The sequence below is a fragment of the Nostoc sp. genome, assembly GCF_036917355.1.
Classification (GTDB): domain Bacteria; phylum Cyanobacteriota; class Cyanobacteriia; order Cyanobacteriales; family Nostocaceae; genus Nostoc.
The window spans coordinates 59,790-79,908 of sequence record NZ_JBALDP010000045.1 but is presented as its reverse complement, the minus strand read 5'-3'; the positions used below and the strand labels follow the sequence as shown (position 1 = coordinate 79,908).

18 protein-coding genes are annotated in these 20,119 nt (G+C 40.0%); 4 read left to right on the top strand and 14 right to left on the bottom strand.

Going from position 1 to position 20,119, the window contains the following annotated elements; translation table 11 throughout:
• Positions 1 to 107 precede the first annotated feature (107 nt).
• Positions 108 to 887: a photosystem II S4 domain protein gene (locus tag V7K53_RS13065; RefSeq protein WP_335197914.1), complete on the top strand. Its 780-nt coding sequence runs from the start codon at positions 108 to 110 to the stop codon at positions 885 to 887.
• Positions 888 to 979: 92 nt separating this feature from the next.
• Here the strand turns inward: V7K53_RS13065 and V7K53_RS13060 are convergent, their stop codons facing one another.
• From V7K53_RS13060 to V7K53_RS13025, 8 genes are all read right to left on the bottom strand, one after another.
• Positions 980 to 1,756, bottom strand: coding sequence for an SDR family NAD(P)-dependent oxidoreductase (locus tag V7K53_RS13060; RefSeq protein WP_335197913.1), 777 nt, complete (start codon positions 1,754 to 1,756; stop codon positions 980 to 982).
• Positions 1,757 to 2,182: 426 nt separating this feature from the next.
• Positions 2,183 to 2,740 carry a hypothetical protein gene (locus V7K53_RS13055; protein WP_335197912.1) on the bottom strand — a complete coding sequence of 186 codons (558 nt, stop codon included), beginning with the start codon at positions 2,738 to 2,740 and terminating at the stop codon, positions 2,183 to 2,185.
• A 538-nt stretch (positions 2,741 to 3,278) separates the two neighbouring features.
• Positions 3,279 to 3,455 carry a hypothetical protein gene (locus V7K53_RS13050; RefSeq protein ID WP_335197911.1) on the bottom strand — a complete coding sequence of 59 codons (177 nt, stop codon included), beginning with the start codon at positions 3,453 to 3,455 and terminating at the stop codon, positions 3,279 to 3,281.
• 304 nt (positions 3,456 to 3,759) lie between these two features.
• Complete coding sequence (locus V7K53_RS13045) at positions 3,760 to 4,365, bottom strand: exopolysaccharide biosynthesis protein (RefSeq protein WP_335197994.1); 606 nt, start codon at positions 4,363 to 4,365, stop codon at positions 3,760 to 3,762.
• A 124-nt stretch (positions 4,366 to 4,489) separates the two neighbouring features.
• Positions 4,490 to 5,374 carry a lipid kinase gene (locus V7K53_RS13040; RefSeq protein WP_335197910.1) on the bottom strand — a complete coding sequence of 295 codons (885 nt, stop codon included), beginning with the start codon at positions 5,372 to 5,374 and terminating at the stop codon, positions 4,490 to 4,492.
• A 724-nt stretch (positions 5,375 to 6,098) separates the two neighbouring features.
• The gene (locus V7K53_RS13035; RefSeq protein WP_335197909.1) at positions 6,099 to 6,275 is read right to left on the bottom strand and encodes a hypothetical protein; all 177 of its coding nucleotides are present in this window, start codon (positions 6,273 to 6,275) and stop codon (positions 6,099 to 6,101) included.
• Between the two features lie 49 nt (positions 6,276 to 6,324).
• Positions 6,325 to 6,741 carry an alternative ribosome rescue aminoacyl-tRNA hydrolase ArfB gene (arfB, locus tag V7K53_RS13030; protein ID WP_335177773.1) on the bottom strand — a complete coding sequence of 139 codons (417 nt, stop codon included), beginning with the start codon at positions 6,739 to 6,741 and terminating at the stop codon, positions 6,325 to 6,327.
• A 47-nt stretch (positions 6,742 to 6,788) separates the two neighbouring features.
• A complete protein-coding gene (locus tag V7K53_RS13025; RefSeq protein ID WP_289797304.1) occupies positions 6,789 to 7,043 on the bottom strand; it encodes an RNA-binding S4 domain-containing protein in 255 nt (84 codons plus the stop codon).
• 498 nt (positions 7,044 to 7,541) lie between these two features.
• Between V7K53_RS13025 and dpdE the strand changes: the two genes are divergently transcribed.
• Together dpdE and V7K53_RS13015 are read left to right on the top strand one after the other, a co-directional pair.
• Positions 7,542 to 10,850 (top strand): protein DpdE, encoded by a 3,309-nt coding sequence (dpdE, locus tag V7K53_RS13020; protein ID WP_335197908.1) that lies wholly within the window; start codon positions 7,542 to 7,544, stop codon positions 10,848 to 10,850.
• Between the two features lie 393 nt (positions 10,851 to 11,243).
• On the top strand, positions 11,244 to 12,206 hold the full coding sequence (locus V7K53_RS13015; RefSeq protein ID WP_335197907.1) for a DMT family transporter: 963 nt from the start codon (positions 11,244 to 11,246) through the stop codon (positions 12,204 to 12,206).
• A 102-nt stretch (positions 12,207 to 12,308) separates the two neighbouring features.
• Here the strand turns inward: V7K53_RS13015 and V7K53_RS13010 are convergent, their stop codons facing one another.
• The 4 genes from V7K53_RS13010 to V7K53_RS12995 form a co-directional block, all read right to left on the bottom strand.
• The gene (locus V7K53_RS13010) at positions 12,309 to 13,085 is read right to left on the bottom strand and encodes a class I SAM-dependent methyltransferase (protein ID WP_335197906.1); all 777 of its coding nucleotides are present in this window, start codon (positions 13,083 to 13,085) and stop codon (positions 12,309 to 12,311) included.
• Positions 13,082 to 13,807 (bottom strand): methyltransferase domain-containing protein, encoded by a 726-nt coding sequence (locus V7K53_RS13005; RefSeq protein ID WP_335188220.1) that lies wholly within the window; start codon positions 13,805 to 13,807, stop codon positions 13,082 to 13,084. The genes V7K53_RS13010 and V7K53_RS13005 overlap by 4 nt, the downstream gene beginning before the upstream one ends.
• A gap of 483 nt (positions 13,808 to 14,290) precedes the next feature.
• Positions 14,291 to 15,310 (bottom strand): tRNA-dihydrouridine synthase family protein, encoded by a 1,020-nt coding sequence (locus V7K53_RS13000; RefSeq protein ID WP_335197905.1) that lies wholly within the window; start codon positions 15,308 to 15,310, stop codon positions 14,291 to 14,293.
• A gap of 203 nt (positions 15,311 to 15,513) precedes the next feature.
• Positions 15,514 to 16,866 (bottom strand): serine/threonine-protein kinase, encoded by a 1,353-nt coding sequence (locus tag V7K53_RS12995; RefSeq protein WP_335197904.1) that lies wholly within the window; start codon positions 16,864 to 16,866, stop codon positions 15,514 to 15,516.
• Positions 16,867 to 17,222: 356 nt separating this feature from the next.
• Between V7K53_RS12995 and V7K53_RS12990 the strand changes: the two genes are divergently transcribed.
• Positions 17,223 to 17,720, top strand: coding sequence for a GNAT family N-acetyltransferase (locus tag V7K53_RS12990; protein ID WP_335197903.1), 498 nt, complete (start codon positions 17,223 to 17,225; stop codon positions 17,718 to 17,720).
• 78 nt (positions 17,721 to 17,798) lie between these two features.
• Here the strand turns inward: V7K53_RS12990 and V7K53_RS12985 are convergent, their stop codons facing one another.
• Together V7K53_RS12985 and V7K53_RS12980 are read right to left on the bottom strand one after the other, a co-directional pair.
• Positions 17,799 to 18,359, bottom strand: a complete 561-nt coding sequence (locus V7K53_RS12985; protein ID WP_335197902.1) for a hypothetical protein — start codon at positions 18,357 to 18,359, stop codon at positions 17,799 to 17,801.
• Between the two features lie 347 nt (positions 18,360 to 18,706).
• Positions 18,707 to 20,056: a cytochrome P450 gene (locus V7K53_RS12980; protein ID WP_335197901.1), complete on the bottom strand. Its 1,350-nt coding sequence runs from the start codon at positions 20,054 to 20,056 to the stop codon at positions 18,707 to 18,709.
• Positions 20,057 to 20,119 lie beyond the last annotated feature (63 nt).

Here is a 20,119-nt window from a genome sequence, read left to right as displayed (position 1 = left end):
TAAAGGCTAACCCAATCTGGACAGGAACTGTAGAAATGGGAATTAAAGCTAGAATCAGGATAGTAATAGCAGATTAATTCTCAATTCATAACTCATAATTTTTAAGAATGTTGCCACGAGAAGAACTTTTAAAAAGTGTTGAAAATCGAGATAGTGTCGCTCGTGCAATCGATCAAGCGGAGCAAGCGATCAAAACTTGGGAAGTAGTTTTGACAGATTTTCTATCTCCCCCAGAATTGGCAGAAATTCAACGGGTATTTAACCGATTAACAGAAGTGCAATTAGTCGCGTGGGGTGGATATCCGCAAGCTGAACGCCAAAGAATAGCGATCGCTCGTTCGGAACTTCCGTTAGAACAATCTCAAGTCAGCCTTGTAGCTGTAGAAATTGCTGGTAATTTCCTGTTTGATACCGCCTCTCACCGCGACTTTTTAGGCGCAATGTTAGGGACAGGAATTGTTCGTGAAAAGACGGGAGATGTGATTGTCTTGGGAGAACGTGGGGCGCAGGCGATTGTTGCACCAGAGTTGGTGGAATTTTTGTCAATGAGCCTCAAACAGGTGCGATCGGTTCCTGTGAAAACTCAGCAGATTGAGCTAACTGAATTAAAGGTTCGGGAACCCAAGAAAAAAGAATTAACTACTGTGGAGGCTTCTTTAAGATTAGATGCGATCGCATCTGCTGGTTTTGGTATGTCCCGCAGCAAAATGGTTGATTTCATTGATGCTGGTGATGTCCGCGTCAATTGGAAGGAAGTTACCCAAGCTAGTTCTCAAGTCAAATCAGGCGACTTAATTGCCATTCGTTCTAAAGGGCGTTTAGAAGTTGGCGAAATCGCCGTTACAAAAAAAGAGCGTTATCGAGTTCAATTAACAAGATATATGTAATAAGTTAAAAGTAAAAAGTTAGGAGTGAGGAGTTTTAAATACATCAGTTTATTTAACTCCTAACTCCTAACTCCTAAATATATACTTAATACTTAGGTTTTAAAGCGTTTTGCTAACATATTCAGTAGAAGTTTGCGCGGTACAAGCCGAGATAATTTGCTTCTAATTTGAGTAGTACTATCAGAGCTAATAACAGTTGGATAGCCTTTTTCTAAAGCCTCTAAAGATTCCCAAACCACTTTTTCGGAAGAATAGACTTTATCTGTACTGCCTGCCAGCGCTGGAGGAAAATTAGCTTCTGCAAAAAAGTTTGTTTCTATTGGCCCTGGACAAGTGACTAAAATACGGACACCATACTGATAATTTTCTGCCCATAATGCTTCACTAAAGCTGAGAATAAAAGCTTTACTAGCAGCATAAACAGAAAGATATGGTATTGGTTGAAATGCGGTAATAGAGGATACGTTAATAATACTTCCAGAACGACGTTGCCGCATCAAAGGTAAAAACTTATGAGTTAAATCTACCAACGCTAAAATATTTAATTGTACGATTTTGACTTGTTTTTCTCCATCCCCTTCAGCAAAGTCGCCATAGCAGCCAAAACCAGCATTGTTGATTAATAAGTCAATAGTTAATCCCTTTGCTTTTGTGGTCTCAAATACACTAGTAGCTGCATTAGGTTCTGTGAGGTCTTTTACTATAACGTCTACTTGAATGTTGTGTTGTTCTTGTAGTCGTTTAGCTAATTGGTTTAGTTTTTCTTCAGAACGAGCAACGAGTACAAGATTTGTCTTACGTGCAGCTAGTTCTTGAGCAAAGGCTTTACCAATACCACTAGAAGCACCAGTAATTAAAGCAGTTGGCATTCTACATATTCAGATAATTTTTAGGCACTTATAAATCTTAGCTATGTTGACTATAAGTTTTAACTACCCAAAGTGATATATCCAAAAGGGTAAAAGCAGCACTTAGTACTATGAAATATGAGTGAAGGTTTACTCCACTCAAAACTTTTCCTTACCTAAAACTTGACTTTTGGAAACTATATTAATTCTTCAAATATACCGACATGGGAGATTCTTAAATCTTCTTCATCTAGATATTTTTTATTAGACTCTTGCACAAATGCAAAATTTGCCTGCGGTATATTGCTACATCCCTCAACCCCTTTTCCCGATTTTGGGAGAGGGATTTAGTATGAGGGTTTTTGATTGATGTAAGAAGTTTATTAAATCCGATGTCACAAATAATGATTTTTATCATGGTGATGCAAATTCATTTTGAATTGCTAATTACCATTTTTCAGACCAATAGATAATTTCTGAAGTGGAACTATTAATAGCGACACCATAGCTATCTCCATGATTCCACTTAAAGCCAGGTCTACCTTTGTCATTTGTATTTAATACCAATATTTCATAAGTAGCTGGAAAAGATTCTGTAGAAGAATCACTAGTATAGAAGAAAGTTGTCGGCACTCCGTTAGGTTGGTTTATGTGGTCGTTTGTGTCACCACCTATATATTTGTGCTTGGCACTATTTCTATATTGTGAAAGTAATTTTTCTATCTTCTTTGGTGGCTCTTTTAACCTAATTTGAAAAAAACTACTTCCTTGCAAAACTTTGGGAGAGTAAGCAATACGAACGTCTTTAGCATCAGGGGGAATCTCATTAGGAAAATGTTTTACTTGGTCATTTTCAGACCGTAGTTGATTACGAATTTCTTTGTAGCGTGATGTATCAGTTATGATTTTAGGCTCGCTAGTATTGCTAAAAGTTGTTCTCAGAAAAAAGCTCCCCCCGACAATACTAAGACTAGCAAGGGCTAATAGAAATTGCGATCGCTTCATCAAGTTGGGTGTATCTAACTTTCATAGTCATATACCCAACTAATAAACTAAATTCGTACTATTGCGGATATCGAATCAGAGATATTAACAGAAACTTTGTGTATTCAGAGGAAAATGGGGATAATTGTAAAATTAATGTGAAGTTGGTCAATGATTACCTAGTTAAATACCGTAGGCGATCCTCGTTGAAACTAGTACTACCGTTGTAGCTAACGAAATCAATTCCACAGCCATGCATTTTTTTCAATTCTTCCTGATGCAGCAACAACTAAAGCGGATATATAAATAGTAGATGCACCTTAATTAAATCACAGCCTTCAGCTTTTAGTTGAGGGCTTTTTTTTATTTTTGATACTTTTTTATTCTGCAATAAAATAAATTTGCTTAAAAGTATAATTTTCCCGGATATGGCAATAAATAAAGCGGATTAATAAATGGTAGATGCACCTTAATCAAATTACAGCCTTCAGCTTTTAGTTGAAGGCTTTTTTATTGCTGATACTTTTTTATTTGGGAATAAAATAAACTTGTTTAAAAATCAATACGGTTCAATTAAGAAGAATTGTAGGTTGGGGAGCCACTGCGTTGGGCGGGTTTCCCGACTTGTTCGCGCAGCGTCTCCCCTTCTCCCAAAGGGAGAGGCTAGCGCCAAGGGAGAAGCAAGTGGCGTTTGAGGAACGAAACCCAACATTTTCAGTGATTTGTTGGGTTTCATTTGATTCAACGGAACCTACGCAGTTTATGGTTTTTGACGCTAACCCAAGCGTATTGGTTTAAAAGTCTAATTTGCCCGGATATGGCAATAAATAAAGTGGATTAATAAATGGTAGATGCACCCTAAAAATTTACAGCCCTCAGCCAAAAGCTGGAGGCTTTTTTATTGCTGATTTTATTCTGCAAGAAAATAAATTTGTTCAAAAGTATAATTTGCCCGGATATGGCAATAAATAAAGCGGATTAATAAATGGTAGATGCACCCTAAGAATTTACAGCCCTCAGCCAAAAGCTGGAGGCTTTTATTATTTCAATATCGATGGCAACAAACTGGGAGCTAACCACACTGCATAACCAATAAATCCAAACAGTAAAGTAATTAGGGCAGTAATGCCGTAGCTGATGCAAATTAATAAACCGTCAGATTCAATAGTGGCAACAGTCAAAAGTAAAATACCGATAGTCGGGATAGGATTTGTAAACGGGATTGGTAATATTAGTAATACTGTTAATAAAGAGATACAAAACCCATTAATTCGCCAAATTAAAGGATGATGGGCTATTTTTGCTAATCGGGGACGGGCGATTTTATGGAAAACTTTGGTAAGCCGTCCCAAATTTTGCAAAAGTAACTGGGCAAAGGAACGAGGGAATTTGTAGTTAGCGATTCTTTTCGGTAGCCAAGGCGATCGCCTTCCTAAAAGCATTTGCACTGACAATAGTAAACAAGCACCACCAAAGGGGCCAGTTAATCCCGGTGGCATAGGAAGCAAAAAAGGCAAAACTAATAATGTAATTACCAGACTGAAGCCCCGTTCTGAGGTTTCTGTCAGAATATCGCCTAGAGTCAGAGGTTGTTCAGCTAGGCGTTGCAACAGGGATTTTATATCTTGAGAAAATCTCAGATGCATTTGGCGTGAGTTGATGCGAGTTCCCACTTTGTAGTAAAGCGAGATGAGGGAGAATAACTTCTAAAATCTGCCAATTTTAGATTTTGGATTGAAGGAAAATCTAAAATCTAAAATTGAATGACTCCTAACTCTTGCTTTCTGGAGGTACAAAAACAGCTATAGCTTTAGGTATAACCCGAAAATGAGCAGGTGTGTAGGTAGTAATTTCACCATCTGTATTGATAGGACGAGGTTTGCGAGTATGTATCTCTATTTCTTGACCTTGATGGGAGCGTACACTCTGCCAATGTATGTGTCGCCCTTGTCGCATTGAAGGTAGTAGTAATATAACCTGCCACCAGTGTTCAATCTCCAAGCTATAAAGGTCTAGCCTTTGATCGTCTATTGTGGCATCGTCAGCCACTGCCATACCACCACCGTAATAGCGGCCGTTACCGACTGCAATTTGCACTGTTTTGACGCGAACCAATTCACCGTTGATCGCAATTTCTGCTGTAAAAGGTCTGGCTTCCAAAATCACTTGCAATGCAGTGGCAGCATAAGCAAATACTCCCCAACGGCGCTTGACTTCTTTGGTAAGTCGTTGGGTAATTTTTACACTCAATCCCATACTGGCAACGTTAAAAAAGTGCTTGCCATTCACACAACCCAAGTCGATGCGCTGTAAATGTCCATCTGCAATAATTTTGCAAGCTTCGTTGAGGGAATTTGGGATTCCCAAAGTTCTCGCTAGATCGTTGGCAGTTCCCAGAGGCAAGATTCCCAAAGGTAACTGAGTTTCAATTAAAGCATCTACGGCAGCGTTTAGAGTACCATCTCCTCCGCCAATAATTACCAAGTCAACTTGATGCTTATAGCGAAGTATAACTTCAGCAAGATGTTTGGGATCTTCTGTAGACTCCTCAATTAAATCAAGGCCAAGTGTTTTCAGACTTTGAATCGCTTCCGACAGACCCTTTTGCCCTTGGCGAGCATGACGATTTACTAACAGCAGTGCGCGGGAACTCATGGGTGGTACCTTTTGTTGTTGATATGTCCAATTATCCGCATCTATATATTCTGCTTGAAGTTGACTACAAAAAAGTATTTAGGCTGTGATGAAAGTTATCAACAATTCATTTCCCTAACACTTATTATATTGTGACTAATAATTTTTAATTTTTCTTTTTCTTTAGTTTAGCTTTACTAGCCCTCAGTGTGTTTATCTTCAGCAAATATAATTATTACTCCTTAGATACATGAATTTTAGGTGTTTTTATTTATAAAATAGCGAGTTTTTCAAATATTATTATGCCAAACACAAGAGATTTTTTTCATTCAAATAGATACATATACAGCAGATTGCAACTTGTCTACGTTCGCGCAGCGTGTCGCAGACAGAGGTTATGCCAAGGTGAGGTACACATTATTGTAATACCAATTCTGTATGAAGATGCGCTAAACCATCTTTAAGTAGAAGAAAGAAAAAAGAAAAACGAACCACATTCGCGTTAGCGTCTCCCCTTGGGAGAAGGACGCAAAGGACACAAAGAAAGTAAAGAAAGAAGTTAAAAGAGTTTGGCGCAGCCTCACAAAGAAATGGTATAAGGACACAACAATCTTGTGCCCCTATCTGTGTACGTCATTTACTTAAAAAACGAATGCTGTATATAGCGCTTCTGTGTTGAATCCAATACAGCGCTAGTTGGTTGCTTAACGGCGGGAAATCCCTATCTTCATTTGGAATTTTGGTTTTATGACTTTTTCGGGTCGGTGTTGCGACCAATAATTGCTTGAAACACGTCCCCTAGTAAAAAGAAAAACGCCGCAACTAACACTACAAGCATTAAACCCGCAAGGACCGCAAAGGGAGAGATGATAAACAAGATTAAAAGTGCAAACATCAAAATCTTTAGTAATGTCTTATTCATCTTTTTTCATATTGAATAATATGTATGTTCTCTACAAATAATCGATGAATTAACAATCTGTCACCTGTCCTCTGTTAGATTTAATCTGTGCGCGCTTACTTTTGTGGTCAAGGCGTTTTCTTTGAGAACTGCGAGTTGGTTTAGTGGGTTTGCGTTTGATTGTTACGACAACTGCGCTTTGAATGAGTTCTTGAAGTCGTTTCAAGGCTGACTCACGATTGTTCTCTTGGCTTCGGTGTTCTTGGGCTTTTATTACAACTACTCCTTCTTGGTTAATGCGTCGATCGTTGAGCTTTAAAAGCTGTTGTTTATAATAATTGGGTAATGATGAAGCCGCAATATCGAAGCGCAAGTGGATCGCGGTAGAAACCTTATTTACATTTTGACCTCCTGCTCCTTGCGAGCGAATCGCGGTAATTTCAATCTCAGTCTGTGGGATAATAACATTATTGGAAATTTGCAGCATTACTCACAAGGCAAAAGAGAAACTTGTAACTTTGGGATAAACTTTCTTTACTCGGTTTGCTCGGCTAAATCTATCATTACATCTGGGTCTTCATTGTTGTTTAAATTCACTTCTAAAGTCTGTCCTTGGATTGTCACTTTATCACCCGGTACTAGTCGCCGTCCTCGTCGAGTTTCCAGCATCCCGTTTACTTGGACATCACCACCTTGAATCATCAGCTTGGCTTGGCCTCCTGTTGGCACTATACCCATCAACTTTAAAAATTGATTTAACTTAATTGTATTGTCTCTAATTTTCTTCATAGTAAATAAATGTACACAATCTTAATTGTATCGTGGCCTTCTCAAGCCAAAGCGTAAATTTGTTACACCACATAATCAGCTAAGTACAGTATTTGATTAATTCGTAGCAAATTTAATTTGCAATACCCTGCAATAGCATTGTGTTGGCAAACATTTAACAAAGTCACGCTTTTAGGCAAAAATTTGCTGAGAAATGTAACTTTACAGCAGTTTTCATTTAATTGAACTGTATATGTTGTAAAAGCACAACAATGCTGTACCTCTACTGTGTGGTGTATTTACCTGAAAATTGCTAATTTTATTAATTGGCTGTGATGGAGCGACGCCGATAGCGAACGCGAGTGCGTCTCGTAGAGAGCGTCATAGCCCGTCTTAGATATCGCTCTAACAAAAACTGTAATACCAGTTATTATCTATAATGTTGATCGACAAAACTGCCAGATATGGGCTAAAAACTAGTCTGGAAGGTTCTTTTAGTGTGTTCAGGGGACTGGATCTATGATTAAGCTTGGTTTATTGGTACAGTCCCAGAATAACTCTTTGGGTATCGGAAAAGTTACGGAAATATCTGATGCCAATGCAAACGTTGAGTATTTCTGCTCTATAGGCCAACGTCTCCAAAAAACTTTACCTTTAAGTTCGCTCTCTGAAGTCAAGCTGGAACCCCAAGCTCGATGCTATATTAAGTCCCAAACTCAGAATAAATGGATAGTGGGCAGAGTTTTTATCTGGGATGATGATACAGAAATGTATCAAATTGATTTACCAGATAAGAAAACTGCGATCGCTTCTGTTGAAGATATTTACGTTCGGTGTAATCTACCAAATACAGACCCCATCCAAACTCTGGCGATGAAGGGTCACGAAACGCCCTATTTCCACGACAAAAGATTGGCTTTCGTGAAATCCTTGACTCAGCAACGCGCGGTGAGTCGCGGGATGACGGGACTGATTTCGGCAAATATTAATCTTTATCCTCACCAAGTTGAAGTAGTCAGGCGGGTACTGGAAGACCCAATTCAACGCTACTTGCTAGCAGATGAGGTGGGACTGGGAAAAACCATCGAAGCGGGTGCGATTCTGCGTCAATTTCTTCTTGACGAGCCGAAAAAAGGTGCGGTGGTGATAGTTCCGCAATATTTGCTCAAACAATGGCGGACTGAGTTAGAAAACAAGTTTTACATCTCCCATTTTGGCAAACGGGTAGCGGTGCTGGCGGTTGAAGATATTCACAAAATCAACCTGAAAGCAAGGATAGGCTGCTTAATTTTAGATGAAGCTCATCACATCGCCGCAATGGCAACCTCTAAGGATGCAACAGTGCGCCAGCGTTTTCAGACTTGCAAAGAACTTGCTCATAAAAGCGATCGCTTACTTTTATTATCTGCCACTCCGGTTCTCAATCACGAGCAGGATTTTCTGGCGATGTTGCACTTACTCGACCCGACAACCTATAAAATTGGCGATCTAGCAGGTTTCCGCACCAAAGTTGAAAGCCGTCAGCAAATTGGTAAACTTCTGCTTTCTTTTAAAGAAGGTGCAGAGCCAGAGGTTCTTAAAAGCAACTTGCAGCAATTGCGCAACCTCTTGGCTGAGGATCGGTATTTACTGAAGCTGGCGGATGATTTGGAAAATTTACAAGCAAATTCTACCGAGCAAGAGCAAATCGTCCAAGCGATTCGTGTCCATGTCAGCGATATCTATCGACTACATCGGCGAATGCTTCGCAACCGTCGCGCTGCGGTGGAAGACGTGATATTTGACCGCAACTTTACGCCGAAAGAAGAGTATGATTTAGACGAGCGATCGCTTGATATCCACGAACTCCTCAATCAATGGCGGAGTGTTGCGCCTGCTGAAAAGCAATATCAGCGAGTTTTTCTGCTGTTATTTCTCGCTGCTGGTACTTGGTTAGGCATTTTAGAGCAGGTAATTACGGCGCGTTTAACTGCGAAACCTCATGCTAAACTGATCCACGAGTTTAAAGAAGATGATATTCGCCTATTAACTACAACCCCCAAATTCTCAGGGGAAGAAGAGATTCTCCAATCCTTACTAAAAATTATTCGTCAACCTCAAGAGGACGGACAACGGACGGAAAATTTGAAAACAGTGCTGCTGAATCAGCTAGGTACTTATTTCAAAATTCCCGCAAACGTTCGGAAGAATCAAAAGGAATTCATCACCAGGATACAGCAGAGAATTAAGAGACCAATTACTGGCGACATTCTGCCCAAATTCGTTGTATTTACCAGTTTTGTGCAAACTTGTGGCGAAATTGTCCGGTATTTATCTGATACCTTTGGTGCAGAGACAATAGCTAGCCATCAATTTGGAGAATCACCAGACAAAGTTGAAGAAGGCTTAAATCGGTTCAAAAATAACCCCAACTGCTTTATTTTAGTATGCGATCGCTCTGGAGAAGAAGGACGTAACCTCCAGTTTGCCGATTGGTTAATTCATTTTGACCTGCCTTGGTCGCCTAATCAATTAGAGCAAAGAATTGGCAGACTTGACCGCATTGGCAGCAAAATTGGCATCCAATCTAGTGCCTTGATTGGCCCCTACTTGGAAGATAGCCCTCACAATGCTTGGTATAAAGTATTAAAAGATGGGTTTGGTATTTTCCAACAATCAATTGCCAGTCTCCAGTTTTATGTGGATGAGAAACTCGCCGAATTAGAAACAGTTTTGTTTCAATCAGGTGCGACTGGATTGTTAGAGATGGTTTCACCAATTCAAGCGCAAATTGAAGCGGAAATAGCCAAAATTAGCGAACAAAATGCTCTAGATGAAATTGATGCAAACGATGAAATTGCTACCGAGTATTTTCAAGAGCTAGATAATTACGATGCTCGTCATCTAGAAATGAAACGAGCAATTGAAGGCTGGATTTGTGACGCGCTGGGATTCAGAGGACTGAATAACCCTGATTCATCAGAGATGCGACGTTATCAACCAACAACGCGGACATTGGTGCCGATAAATGATTTACAAAACCGTTTTGCTGAGAGTTCCCTAGACCAATTTGGTACTTATAATCGCAGAGTAGCAAACCAAAATGCTGGTGTTAAACTCTTTCGAGTTGGGGAAGGATTTGTCGAAGCACTCTCGAACTATATCAATTGGGATGACCGAGGTGAAGCCTTTGCTCTGTGGCGCACTGATGCATCTTGGGACGCGAAAGAAGGGAAAGAGTGGTTCGGTTTCCAGTGCAATTATGTAGTGGAGGCAAATTTAAGAACTGCCAAACAAGTTTTACTAGATAACAAACTAGATAATTCTCAATTCAAAAACTTGCAGCGCCGCGTTGATGCTCTATTTCCGCCAATTATAGAAACTATCTATGTTGATGGTCGCAAGCAGCCAATCCGAGTTGTTGAGGATAAAGCGCTTTTAAGTATTCTGCAACGTCCATATAAAGACAAAAACAATAATCAAGGACGAGATTACAATCTAGCAAAAGAGCGCTTAGGAATTATTGACGATTTTGTTGACCCTAGTAAATGGCAAAATTTTTGCTATGAAATGCGTAACGCTTCTTCAGAATTACTTGCCAATCGCCCCGATTTTATTGACTTATGTCAAAATTGTGCTAAAGTCGCCGAAAAGAAATTAGCCAATAGAGTAGAACAATTACGCCTACGTTTAAACCAGCAAAGTTGGGATAATGCATTAGCTGAAGAATTGAAGATAGAAACTGCTTTAAATGCAGCCATTCTAGAGGGAATTCGCCAGCCACTTCTGAGGCTTGATTCTGTGGGTTTTATTGTAGTATCGGGGCGATCGCTTGTGCAATTTGAGTGATATTATGTGCGATTAAATAGCTTCGGTAATTCTAATTGATTTCCAACAATTGAGAGCTTAAGATCCCCGACTTTTTAAATAAGTCGGGGATATTTTTATTTTGGTGTTATTGATGACATTGCTGTAAAAACCAGGGCAAACGCATCTAAATATTGACGAGACTAGATAATAAGAGCGGACTTTAGTGTTTCTAGTCTGTAAGTGTGCAGCAAAGAGTTTCTCAGAAGTCTGTCTACTGAAATTAGATGCATTTACCCTGAACTTAGTCCCTCCTTTTGCTCAATTAAGTTTTATACTGAGTGGAAGTCAATAGGCAATAAAACACATTTCTACCCAATGGCGTTTTATAGTGAGTATAACATTTTACTAGAAGTAAAACACTTATAATATAGTATGCTTAATCAACACGATCTGTCACTGAACAGTACTAAAGACAATTCATTCTCACCTGCTTTTTTTTCATTATTGTTAGGGGCTTTTATTTTATCATTTGCAGCAATTTTCACTCGACTTAGCGAAAATGAGCTTGGTCCAGCAGCAACTAGTTTTAATCGCTTTTACATAGCTACTATTGTTTTATTTATATGGGAGGGAATTCAATATGGAATTGGCGATCCGTCTAAACCTAATGAGGTCATTAAGTTAAAAGATTGGTCGATTTTGCTTTTGTCAGCAATTTTAGGAACCACTGCTAGTGTTTTCTGGGCTTGGTCATTGACTCAAACCAGTGTTGCCAATTCTAATTTGCTCCATAATCTAACCCCTATCTTTGCAACATTATGTGGATGGCTATTTTTTCGTCAAAGCTTTGATTATAGGTTTTTGTTAGGAATGGGGTTAGCAATAATTGGAGCAGCTACCATTAGTTTTGGAGATTTTCAAGAAGCGGCTGATTCGCTTGTTGGTGATTGCTTGGCTCTCTTATCTGCTGTTTTCTATGCTCTCAACTATCTGGTTCGAGAACACCTTCGTTCCAAATTTTCAGCGACCACTATACTAGTATGGTATTGCTTATTCTGTGGATGCTTTACTTTCTTACTTACATTAACTACTGAGAGGCAATTATTTCCCACTTCTTGGCAGACTTGGCTCGCCGTTATTTGTCTAGGGGTTCTGTGTCAAATTATAGGACAGGGATTGCTCATTCATAATCTTAAGCAATTTTCTTCAGGTTTTGTGACTCTTTTTATGCTCCTTGAACCCTTGTTAACAGCTTTATTTGCCTGGGCAATTTTTGCACAGAAATTGACTCCTCTCAATTGGGTGGCATTTTTCTTGGTTTTAGCTGGTATATACCTGGCAAAACAAAGTAATGATTCAGAAAAGCTAGCAGATGATGAGTCCTATCTTGAGTAGGCGTTGAAAGTAGGGTCGAATTAGTAGACGGAAAACTTTGTCTAATTAACTATTTTGTCAAGAAATCTCGGCTTTGAGAAAATGTTCATCCAGAAGTTAGGATCAGCCCTTCCATATTGCTCGGATGAATACTGCGCCGAGAGAACCGCGCTCAAACAGATCGATATATTGTAAATACTCATTGCTGAGTTGGGCATAGCCAATATCTCCAATTTGTTTGATAATGTCCGATATGGCATCAAAAATCTGATTTGCAAACTCTTTATACCAGCGACAATATTCGGCAGAGACATCCTCCAGCACGTCAATCTGCCAGCCTGTTCCATCAAACATTCTGGCTATAGCATCGTCGTTTTCAAACGGAAAAGAAAACGGATCGGAACCTGCAACAGATATGGGAGACAATTTATATCCGCCTAGATCGCGAAAATCAGAAATGAAAATACGAGCATTAAAATTAGCAGTTTGCCCTATCTTTGTGAGGAGTTGCTGCTTGTCAGATATATGAATAAAAGTATTTATTGACACAAAATGAGAAAACCAACCCAACTCTGCTGAGTTAATGTTCATTGCGTCTAGCGTATAGAACTTCCCATTTGGAAATCTTTCACGAGCAACCTCAATAGAGGCGTTGTTGAGATCGATTCCAACTAGTTCTTGCCAGCCTACTTGATGGAGGTGTTGCATAGTTCCTCCAAGCCCGCACCCTATATCTAGCAATCGAGAATGTTCGCCTGGAATTTCATCTACAAGGCGATCGATGTGAACATTGCCTCCTGCATGAGCATGGTCATTGTTCCGAATTTGAGAAAGTAGCTTAGAATATTCGACTCTCGTCAACCCCTCTATGGGCGATTCTTTTTCGATTTTCTGATTCATTTTACCGCAATCCAACCAGCAAAGTTCATCCATCGCCAAAAACAGTCAATTTCACTAAACCCAGTGAACCTCAACTGCTCGATATTCCATTCGGCAGTCTGCGGGACTAGCACATTTTCTAAACTCTTCTGCTTGGCTTCAATAGCCTCCCAGGAGTATCCACGCGAATGCTTAAAATCATGATAGTTTTTTATCATCGTAGAATCTAACCCTGAAGAGCTTCCTAACACCTTTTCAACGAGCAGCACAACCCCCCCTGGAATCGTATGATCGTAGACCTGTCGTAGAATCTTCACTCTGTCTTCGATAGGAACAAATTGCAGGGTAAGAATCAAAAGAGTAACACTTGTTTCACAGCTTGGGTAGCTGTTTCTAATATCCATTTGTTCAATGGTAAGACGATGAGCATTGGGATGATTTCTGAAAAACTCTCTGATCTTATCTATCATTGGCGCGCTGTTATCCACGGCCACATAACGACAATCGAAAGTATCATCGATCAGGTCTCTCAAGGAACCACCTATTGAACATCCGAGATCGACTACCGCCGTTTCAGGCTTCCGGTAATTCCGAGCCAACTGGACACAACAGTTCCTCATCTCCCCATACTGTGGAATTGATCTGTGCAACATATTATCGAACACCTCAGCAACATCTTCATCGAAGCGCCATGCTGAAGTTGGCATTGTGCGATCAATCTCTGAAGCATCGGGCAGACTCATCGTAGATTCTCCAAAATTTTTTCTCCTTTGCCATTGAGAATTTCCTTGCCTAACCGCTAAGAAAACGTTATAGTACAATATTTGAACTGACAGATGCAATACTGTTGACCCGTAATGCCTACTGTCTGGCAGATTTATCCTGAGCAGCAGTATTCAGACGCAGATGGCCAAGTATCTATGAAGCGATAAAAGATACCAGACCAGACTGCGATAAATTAATGAAGTTATATATTCGTCTCCTTAGAGCAGCTAAAGATCAGATTGTTTGGCGCTAATTCATATTTTGATTTAGCAACGCCGATCGCTTTATTTTAGCCGAACCGTATTGCATCAAGTTTGATTAATCACTTATGATTACCGCATCTGTGCAAAAATTGCAAAAGCCTTCTTTCCCCCTGCTCACTGAGCGCAGTCGTTGGCGCAGCCTCTCGTAGAAAAGTGTGCCCCCTACGTCAAATGATAAGTCTTTAGCCAGACACGATATTACACGCTTAAGGAAGGCGCTAGGGCTAAAGTTTTTGTCAAATCGGTAAGAAGAACGCGATCGCAGAGGTTAAACAATTCTGCCTCAGTAGAAGTATGCCGCATCAGCCGTAAAAAATCACCTTCAGTGTCAACACTCAAGGCAATGTAGTTGAGGAACATTTTTAAGTAGCCGACGCGCGATCGCTCTGGCATAGTTGCTGCTGTGGGGGTTTGCCATAAACGATCGATATAGTTGCGTACCTCCGCTAAAGGAACGGGTGCGATCGGTTCTTTTCGCAAAGCTTGCCGAATTTGATTAAAAAGCCAAGGATTCCCAATCGCCCAGCGTCCCACCATCACACCCGCCGCACCCGTTTGAGAAAGCACTTCAACAGCAGTTGTCGCCGAGTTGATATTGCCATTAGCAAGCACTGGACAATGAACTCGTCTAACTGCTTCAGCGATCAAATCATATTTCACTGCCCCGTGGTACATATCTTTTACCGTGCGACCATGCAAAGAGAGCAAATCAATGCTGTGGCGATTGATGATATCTAGAATTTTGTAAAAATTATCTGTATTTTCAAAGCCTACGCGCATCTTGACGGTCAAAGGGCGATCGCTAACTGCTTGCCGCAGTTCTCCCAAAATCCGATCCACTTTTTCCGGCAAGAGCAGCAATCCACCCCCAACATTTTTGCGATAGATTCTAGGTGCTGGACAGCCCATGTTCAAGTCAACTCCAGCGATATTATAGTTGCAGAGTTCCTTTGCTGTTCTGACTAAATCTGGAATACTTTCGCCAATCATTTGTGCAAAAACGGGGCGACCTGTGTCGTTTTCGGTGATTGCTGCCAGAATGCTACGATTGAGCCGTGAGGTATCATTGACGCGGAAATATTCGGTGAAAAAGTAGTCAGGGCTGCCGTAGTGGGCAATCACCTTCATAAACCAGAGGTTGGTCACATCCTGCATGGGCGCAAGAGCGGTGAGAGGTAGGTGTGGATAGAACGATTGGGGGAGCGATATCTGGGACATAAAGATGAAGAGCGATCGACAAAGCTCACTGTTAAATTATAAGTAGCTAGACGTAAATAAATTAAAGTTTGTAGTGTACCTCTTCGGGGAAGCAAGCTACGCATAGCGTCTCGTGGAGAGGACTTTAGTCCTAATTATCGTTGCTTTGAGCGATGAACCGCTCACTACGAACTAGAAGTTTATTAGTAATCTTATTATCAAAACTAACTAATACCACAAGCTGCTAATTTTACAGCTAAAGCATCAGGGTAGCGCCACGGTTGAGAACCACCAATCCAAATACGTGAGGGTAAATGACCGATTGGTGCTTTGAGACTAAAATTGAATTCTGAATTTGCATAACTATAATTGTATATATGCCAACCAACTTGATGACAAAAAAATCCATAGTCGCCATTCACGTTTTTGTAAATAATTGTCTGTACGCTAAAACCAAAGCGTTTCTGACTGTAATTCACCCATAAAAGGTCAATAGTCTGCAAATCTTCACAGGGAAGTTTCTCAATATCGCTACTAAATATATAACTACCTCTAGGCTTTGCCAGTGCTTGACACATTAGTTCCCAAGTTTCTTTATCTGCTAATTGCCATTTTCCTTTTGCTAATAAATCACGTAAATGTGTATAGTCAATAGTATTTACTGTACGATAATTAGAAATATTTAGCAATTTTTTTGGTTGTTGCTCCAGCATCTGTAAAACTTCTGTTGCCGATTGGAAGCGTTGCGAAACAGCATTTTGTAAAAGTTTATCTAAGATTTCACAAAGGTGAGCGCTAACCGTATTGTTTGCTGGTAAATGTTCTTGCCATACCCAGCGATCGCTAGCTATATCGAACAAATCAAAGGGAGAAACATCGGTAAGCAAGTAAATACATGTTACACCCAAGCTGTAAAGATCGCTGGCTGGTAATGCCTTTCCTCGCATTTGTTCGGGAGCGATATATTCTGGGCTACCTACTATGGTGCCTGTACGAAGTTGCTTCATATTATTGGCGAATTTAGCAACTCCGAAATCGATTAATACCAAGTCTCCTCGACCCGAACGGCGCATAATATTTTCCGGTTTAATATCTCGGTGGATTACTTGTCGGGAATGGATAAATTGCAATGTGAGCAATAAACTTTTTAATATCTCCCAAATTTGCGGTTCTTGAAAAATGCCTTTTTTTTGTAATTCCTGGGCAAGTGTTTGTCCATCTACTAATTCCTCAACAATATAAAACTTTTGATTTTGTTCAAAATGCGCTAGTAATTTGGGTATTTGAGAGTGTTCTAGTTCATTGAGACGAAGCGCTTCTTGATGAAATAAATTGACTGCCTTATGCCAAATCTCAGTATTTTCTCTTTGAAAACATAGTTGTTTAACCGCACATTTGGGTCGATCTGGAAGATGTTCATCAATAGCTAAAAACGTTCTCCCAAAGCCACCGCTTCCAATGATGGCGAGTAGACGATATCGCTGTTTAAGTAATAATTCCTGACCACAACTATTGCAAAAACGAGAACTGTCAGAATTTTGTGGACGTAGGCAATCAATATTGGTACAGTAGCTCATACTACAGGATTTCTATTTGTTGGAATTACTATATATAAAGTATTCCCATGAGAAGGGCACTCTTACTAGTAGAAAAGACAGCGATGCCTAGCTTGGGCTACGCCTACGCACTTTAGAAGTTTTAGCATAGTAGTAGTGTATTGCCTGTTCCACGCGATCGCTGCTTTGGTACAACTTTGACTCTTTGAATTTTTTGTCAGATACAAGGGTGATATAACCAAATAGAAGTATCAAAAGCTACTGAAAACAACATTGAGTTGCCTCTGCAATGCGTTCCCCAAAGCATTATTCTCTGTTATTCTTCTAAAAGAAAATTCTTTTGCTCCAAGTCTTTCTCCTATTTATATTAACTAAGTATGTGTCTCAATGATGTAGTGATTGACCGTGCCAGCCTCAGTGATGTTACTGCAATCGTCAAGTTGGCCCAAGCCAATGACGCAGAACATGGTGGCATGTTGTTAGGTCATCTTGAGCCAGAGGCTGTGATGATGACTATCTCTCAAATGCCGAGCGTTGTAGCCCGAAAAAATGGTCAAGTTGTAGGATTCTTACTCAGTTGGTCAAAGACAACTGCTAATCTACCAATTATAAAGGTGATGTTACAAACCTATTCTGGTACAAAAGATGCTTACTTATATGGCCCCATTTGTGTTGATGAAACGATGCGTGGGCAAGGTATTGCTGCGGAAATGTTTGCTAAGTTGAAAGATTTTCTACCAAAGCGGGAAGGAATACTGTTCATCAATGCAAACAACAAAGCATCACTTCAGGCACATCAAAAGATGGGTATGTGCAAAATGGCAGAGTTCATCTATGAAGGCACTGAATTTTTGATATTCGCGTATAATAGCTAACTACTTTATAGGTTCTCTTTAAAGTTAGCGATGGAGGGCGATAAGGCTCTAAGCTTTAGCTGACTAGCCTGAGCCGGATCAATTTGAGTGGCGTCCAATTACTAAACATTCATTTTGTACCCTGGTAAGCATATCGTTAAAAGCAGGAGTATAACAACCATCTTTATCAACAACCCTACGGAGAGTATACTCACCAGCCCGAGAAAGTCCGCCGAACCAAACGTTCTTTCTGTGCCAAATATCTCCATTGAGAGAATTGTTGTCTTGGGACATTGTGAAACTAACAATCGATTTTGGAACTGATATTCCTAGAAAAACAGGTGTGATTTGAGCTTGTTGCAAAGTTTCATCTTCAAACTGAATTTTGTAACTTACTTTAAACCATTGAATTGAACGTAGTAATATCCAGCCAGCAATCGAGTCATGAAAAGTCCACTGTAACGGGGCAAATATCGGTAAAAGCAAATTTCTATTCTCTATATCCCATTCTAAATTGTACATAGTAATGCAAGTATCTGGCAGTGGATTGCCATCCATAAAAAACACACCTTTAAGTACAGATGGTAAGTTTGTTTCTTTGATTGGAATCATCCAGGTTGCAATATTATTAAGTTGCTTTTTTTCAATTAATTCAGCCATATAATTTGTAATTACTTCCTTTCGGCTAAAAGAATACCTAAATTTGTAAAGAACCGAATAAGAGAGAAGATGAGTAATCTGGCGCTAGAAAAAGAGTAAAATCAACATGAGAAGTAGAGTTTCACAGATGTGCATTGGTGTCAACTTAAGGTGAAAGCCAGCCTAGAAAAAGCTTTTAGATATTGTCTCGTTGTCTCGTTCCCCTGCTCCGACTGGGAATGCCGTTCTAGAGGCTCCGCCTCCCTTGCTGGCGGCTCTGCCGCCAGGAGCAGCAACGAGATTTGAAAAGGCTTTCAGCTTAAGTTGACACTAATGAAATCTGTGCGCCCCGACTGGAAGTCCCTTACTCACAGTCGTTGAGCAAAACCTTGTAGTACTAAATTATTAGGAGTAACGGCAGTCACTTTTTCAAAATCCCATTTGACTTCTGTAATTGAGTCCCATTGATAGTTGTGAAACAGATGTAAACAGAAAATTTTGATAAAGCCAATTGATAAGGATGTACCAGGACAGGCTCGTTCATGCCCTTCGCCGTTCCAAGATAAGATATCTGAAAAATTTCGTGTGAGGTCAAAATCATCTGGATTTTGGTATCTATTGACATCTCGATTAGCTGTAAGAATAGAGCCAAGCAAGCGAGTACCTTTTTGGAATGGACATTTTTGTTTTCCAATCTCGACTTCACCCGCTTCAGTGGTGAGTTGGCTAACAAATCGCACAGGTGGATAGAGACGAGCCGTTTCTAAAATCACTTGATTGAGAAGTGTTAATTTTTCTAGAGCGTCTGAGTCTAAAGTTTTCTTGCCATTCCAGACTGCATTCACTTCTGATACTACATCATTTCTGAGAGTATTATCTAAGCAAAGAACACCAATCACAGATCCTAAAAGCGCACTCGTGCCGGCTGTTCCGGCGATATGAATCATATCGAAAAGGGTATTAGCAATTTGGTGTTCGTTCAACTGATACTTAGCGCCTGTTTCAAAGTAAGATGCCCATTTAGCTGATTGTTTATATCGCTTAGTTAAATATTGACGATGCCGAATTTTTGGCGCTGTTAATATTGCCAGCAGATACTTGCTGATAAAATTAGGCAAGGATGCAAGAGCCAAACCTTTAATGTAACTATCGGATGCTGTGATTTCTTCCTCAGATAAAGATATTTGAAAAACTAGTTGGTGCAAACTCGACAGCATAATTTTTGGCAAATCGTTGCCGATGTGTAATTTGCCTTGTTTAGCAGCTTCTAACAACCCTTGCTCAACTAAATCCCCTAAAAAGTCTATCTGCCCTGACGGTTCTGGTAAGGCTTGTAAGATTACAGTACGTAGTCCTGTGTGTTCGTTACCGTTTGTTCCCAAGCTCAGAGGATTATCCAGGAGGTAGCTAGGAGCTAATATTCTGATGATGCCTAAATCATTTCCTCGCAGTTGTGGTTGGGTTTGCATTAATTCTCTCACCTGCGAGTGAGAGGAATGCATAATTGCTTGATCTACTGCAAAATACTTGTCTCCAATATTATCCTTACGGATGTAGAGAAAGTCCCGCCATGCGTTGAGCATGATTGACGCATCCATGTAATAAAAAATCAAGCGAAGAAACTTGCCGATCGCAGTATCGTAACCTACTTTAGCTAGTATAGGTGCAAGCCAAAGCTGGCGATTGTGACCTTTGAGGACTTTATCTTTAAGTGTCATAGTATTTATTTTGAGTCATTTGTCATTTGTCATTGGTCATTTGTCATTTGTCATTTGTCATTG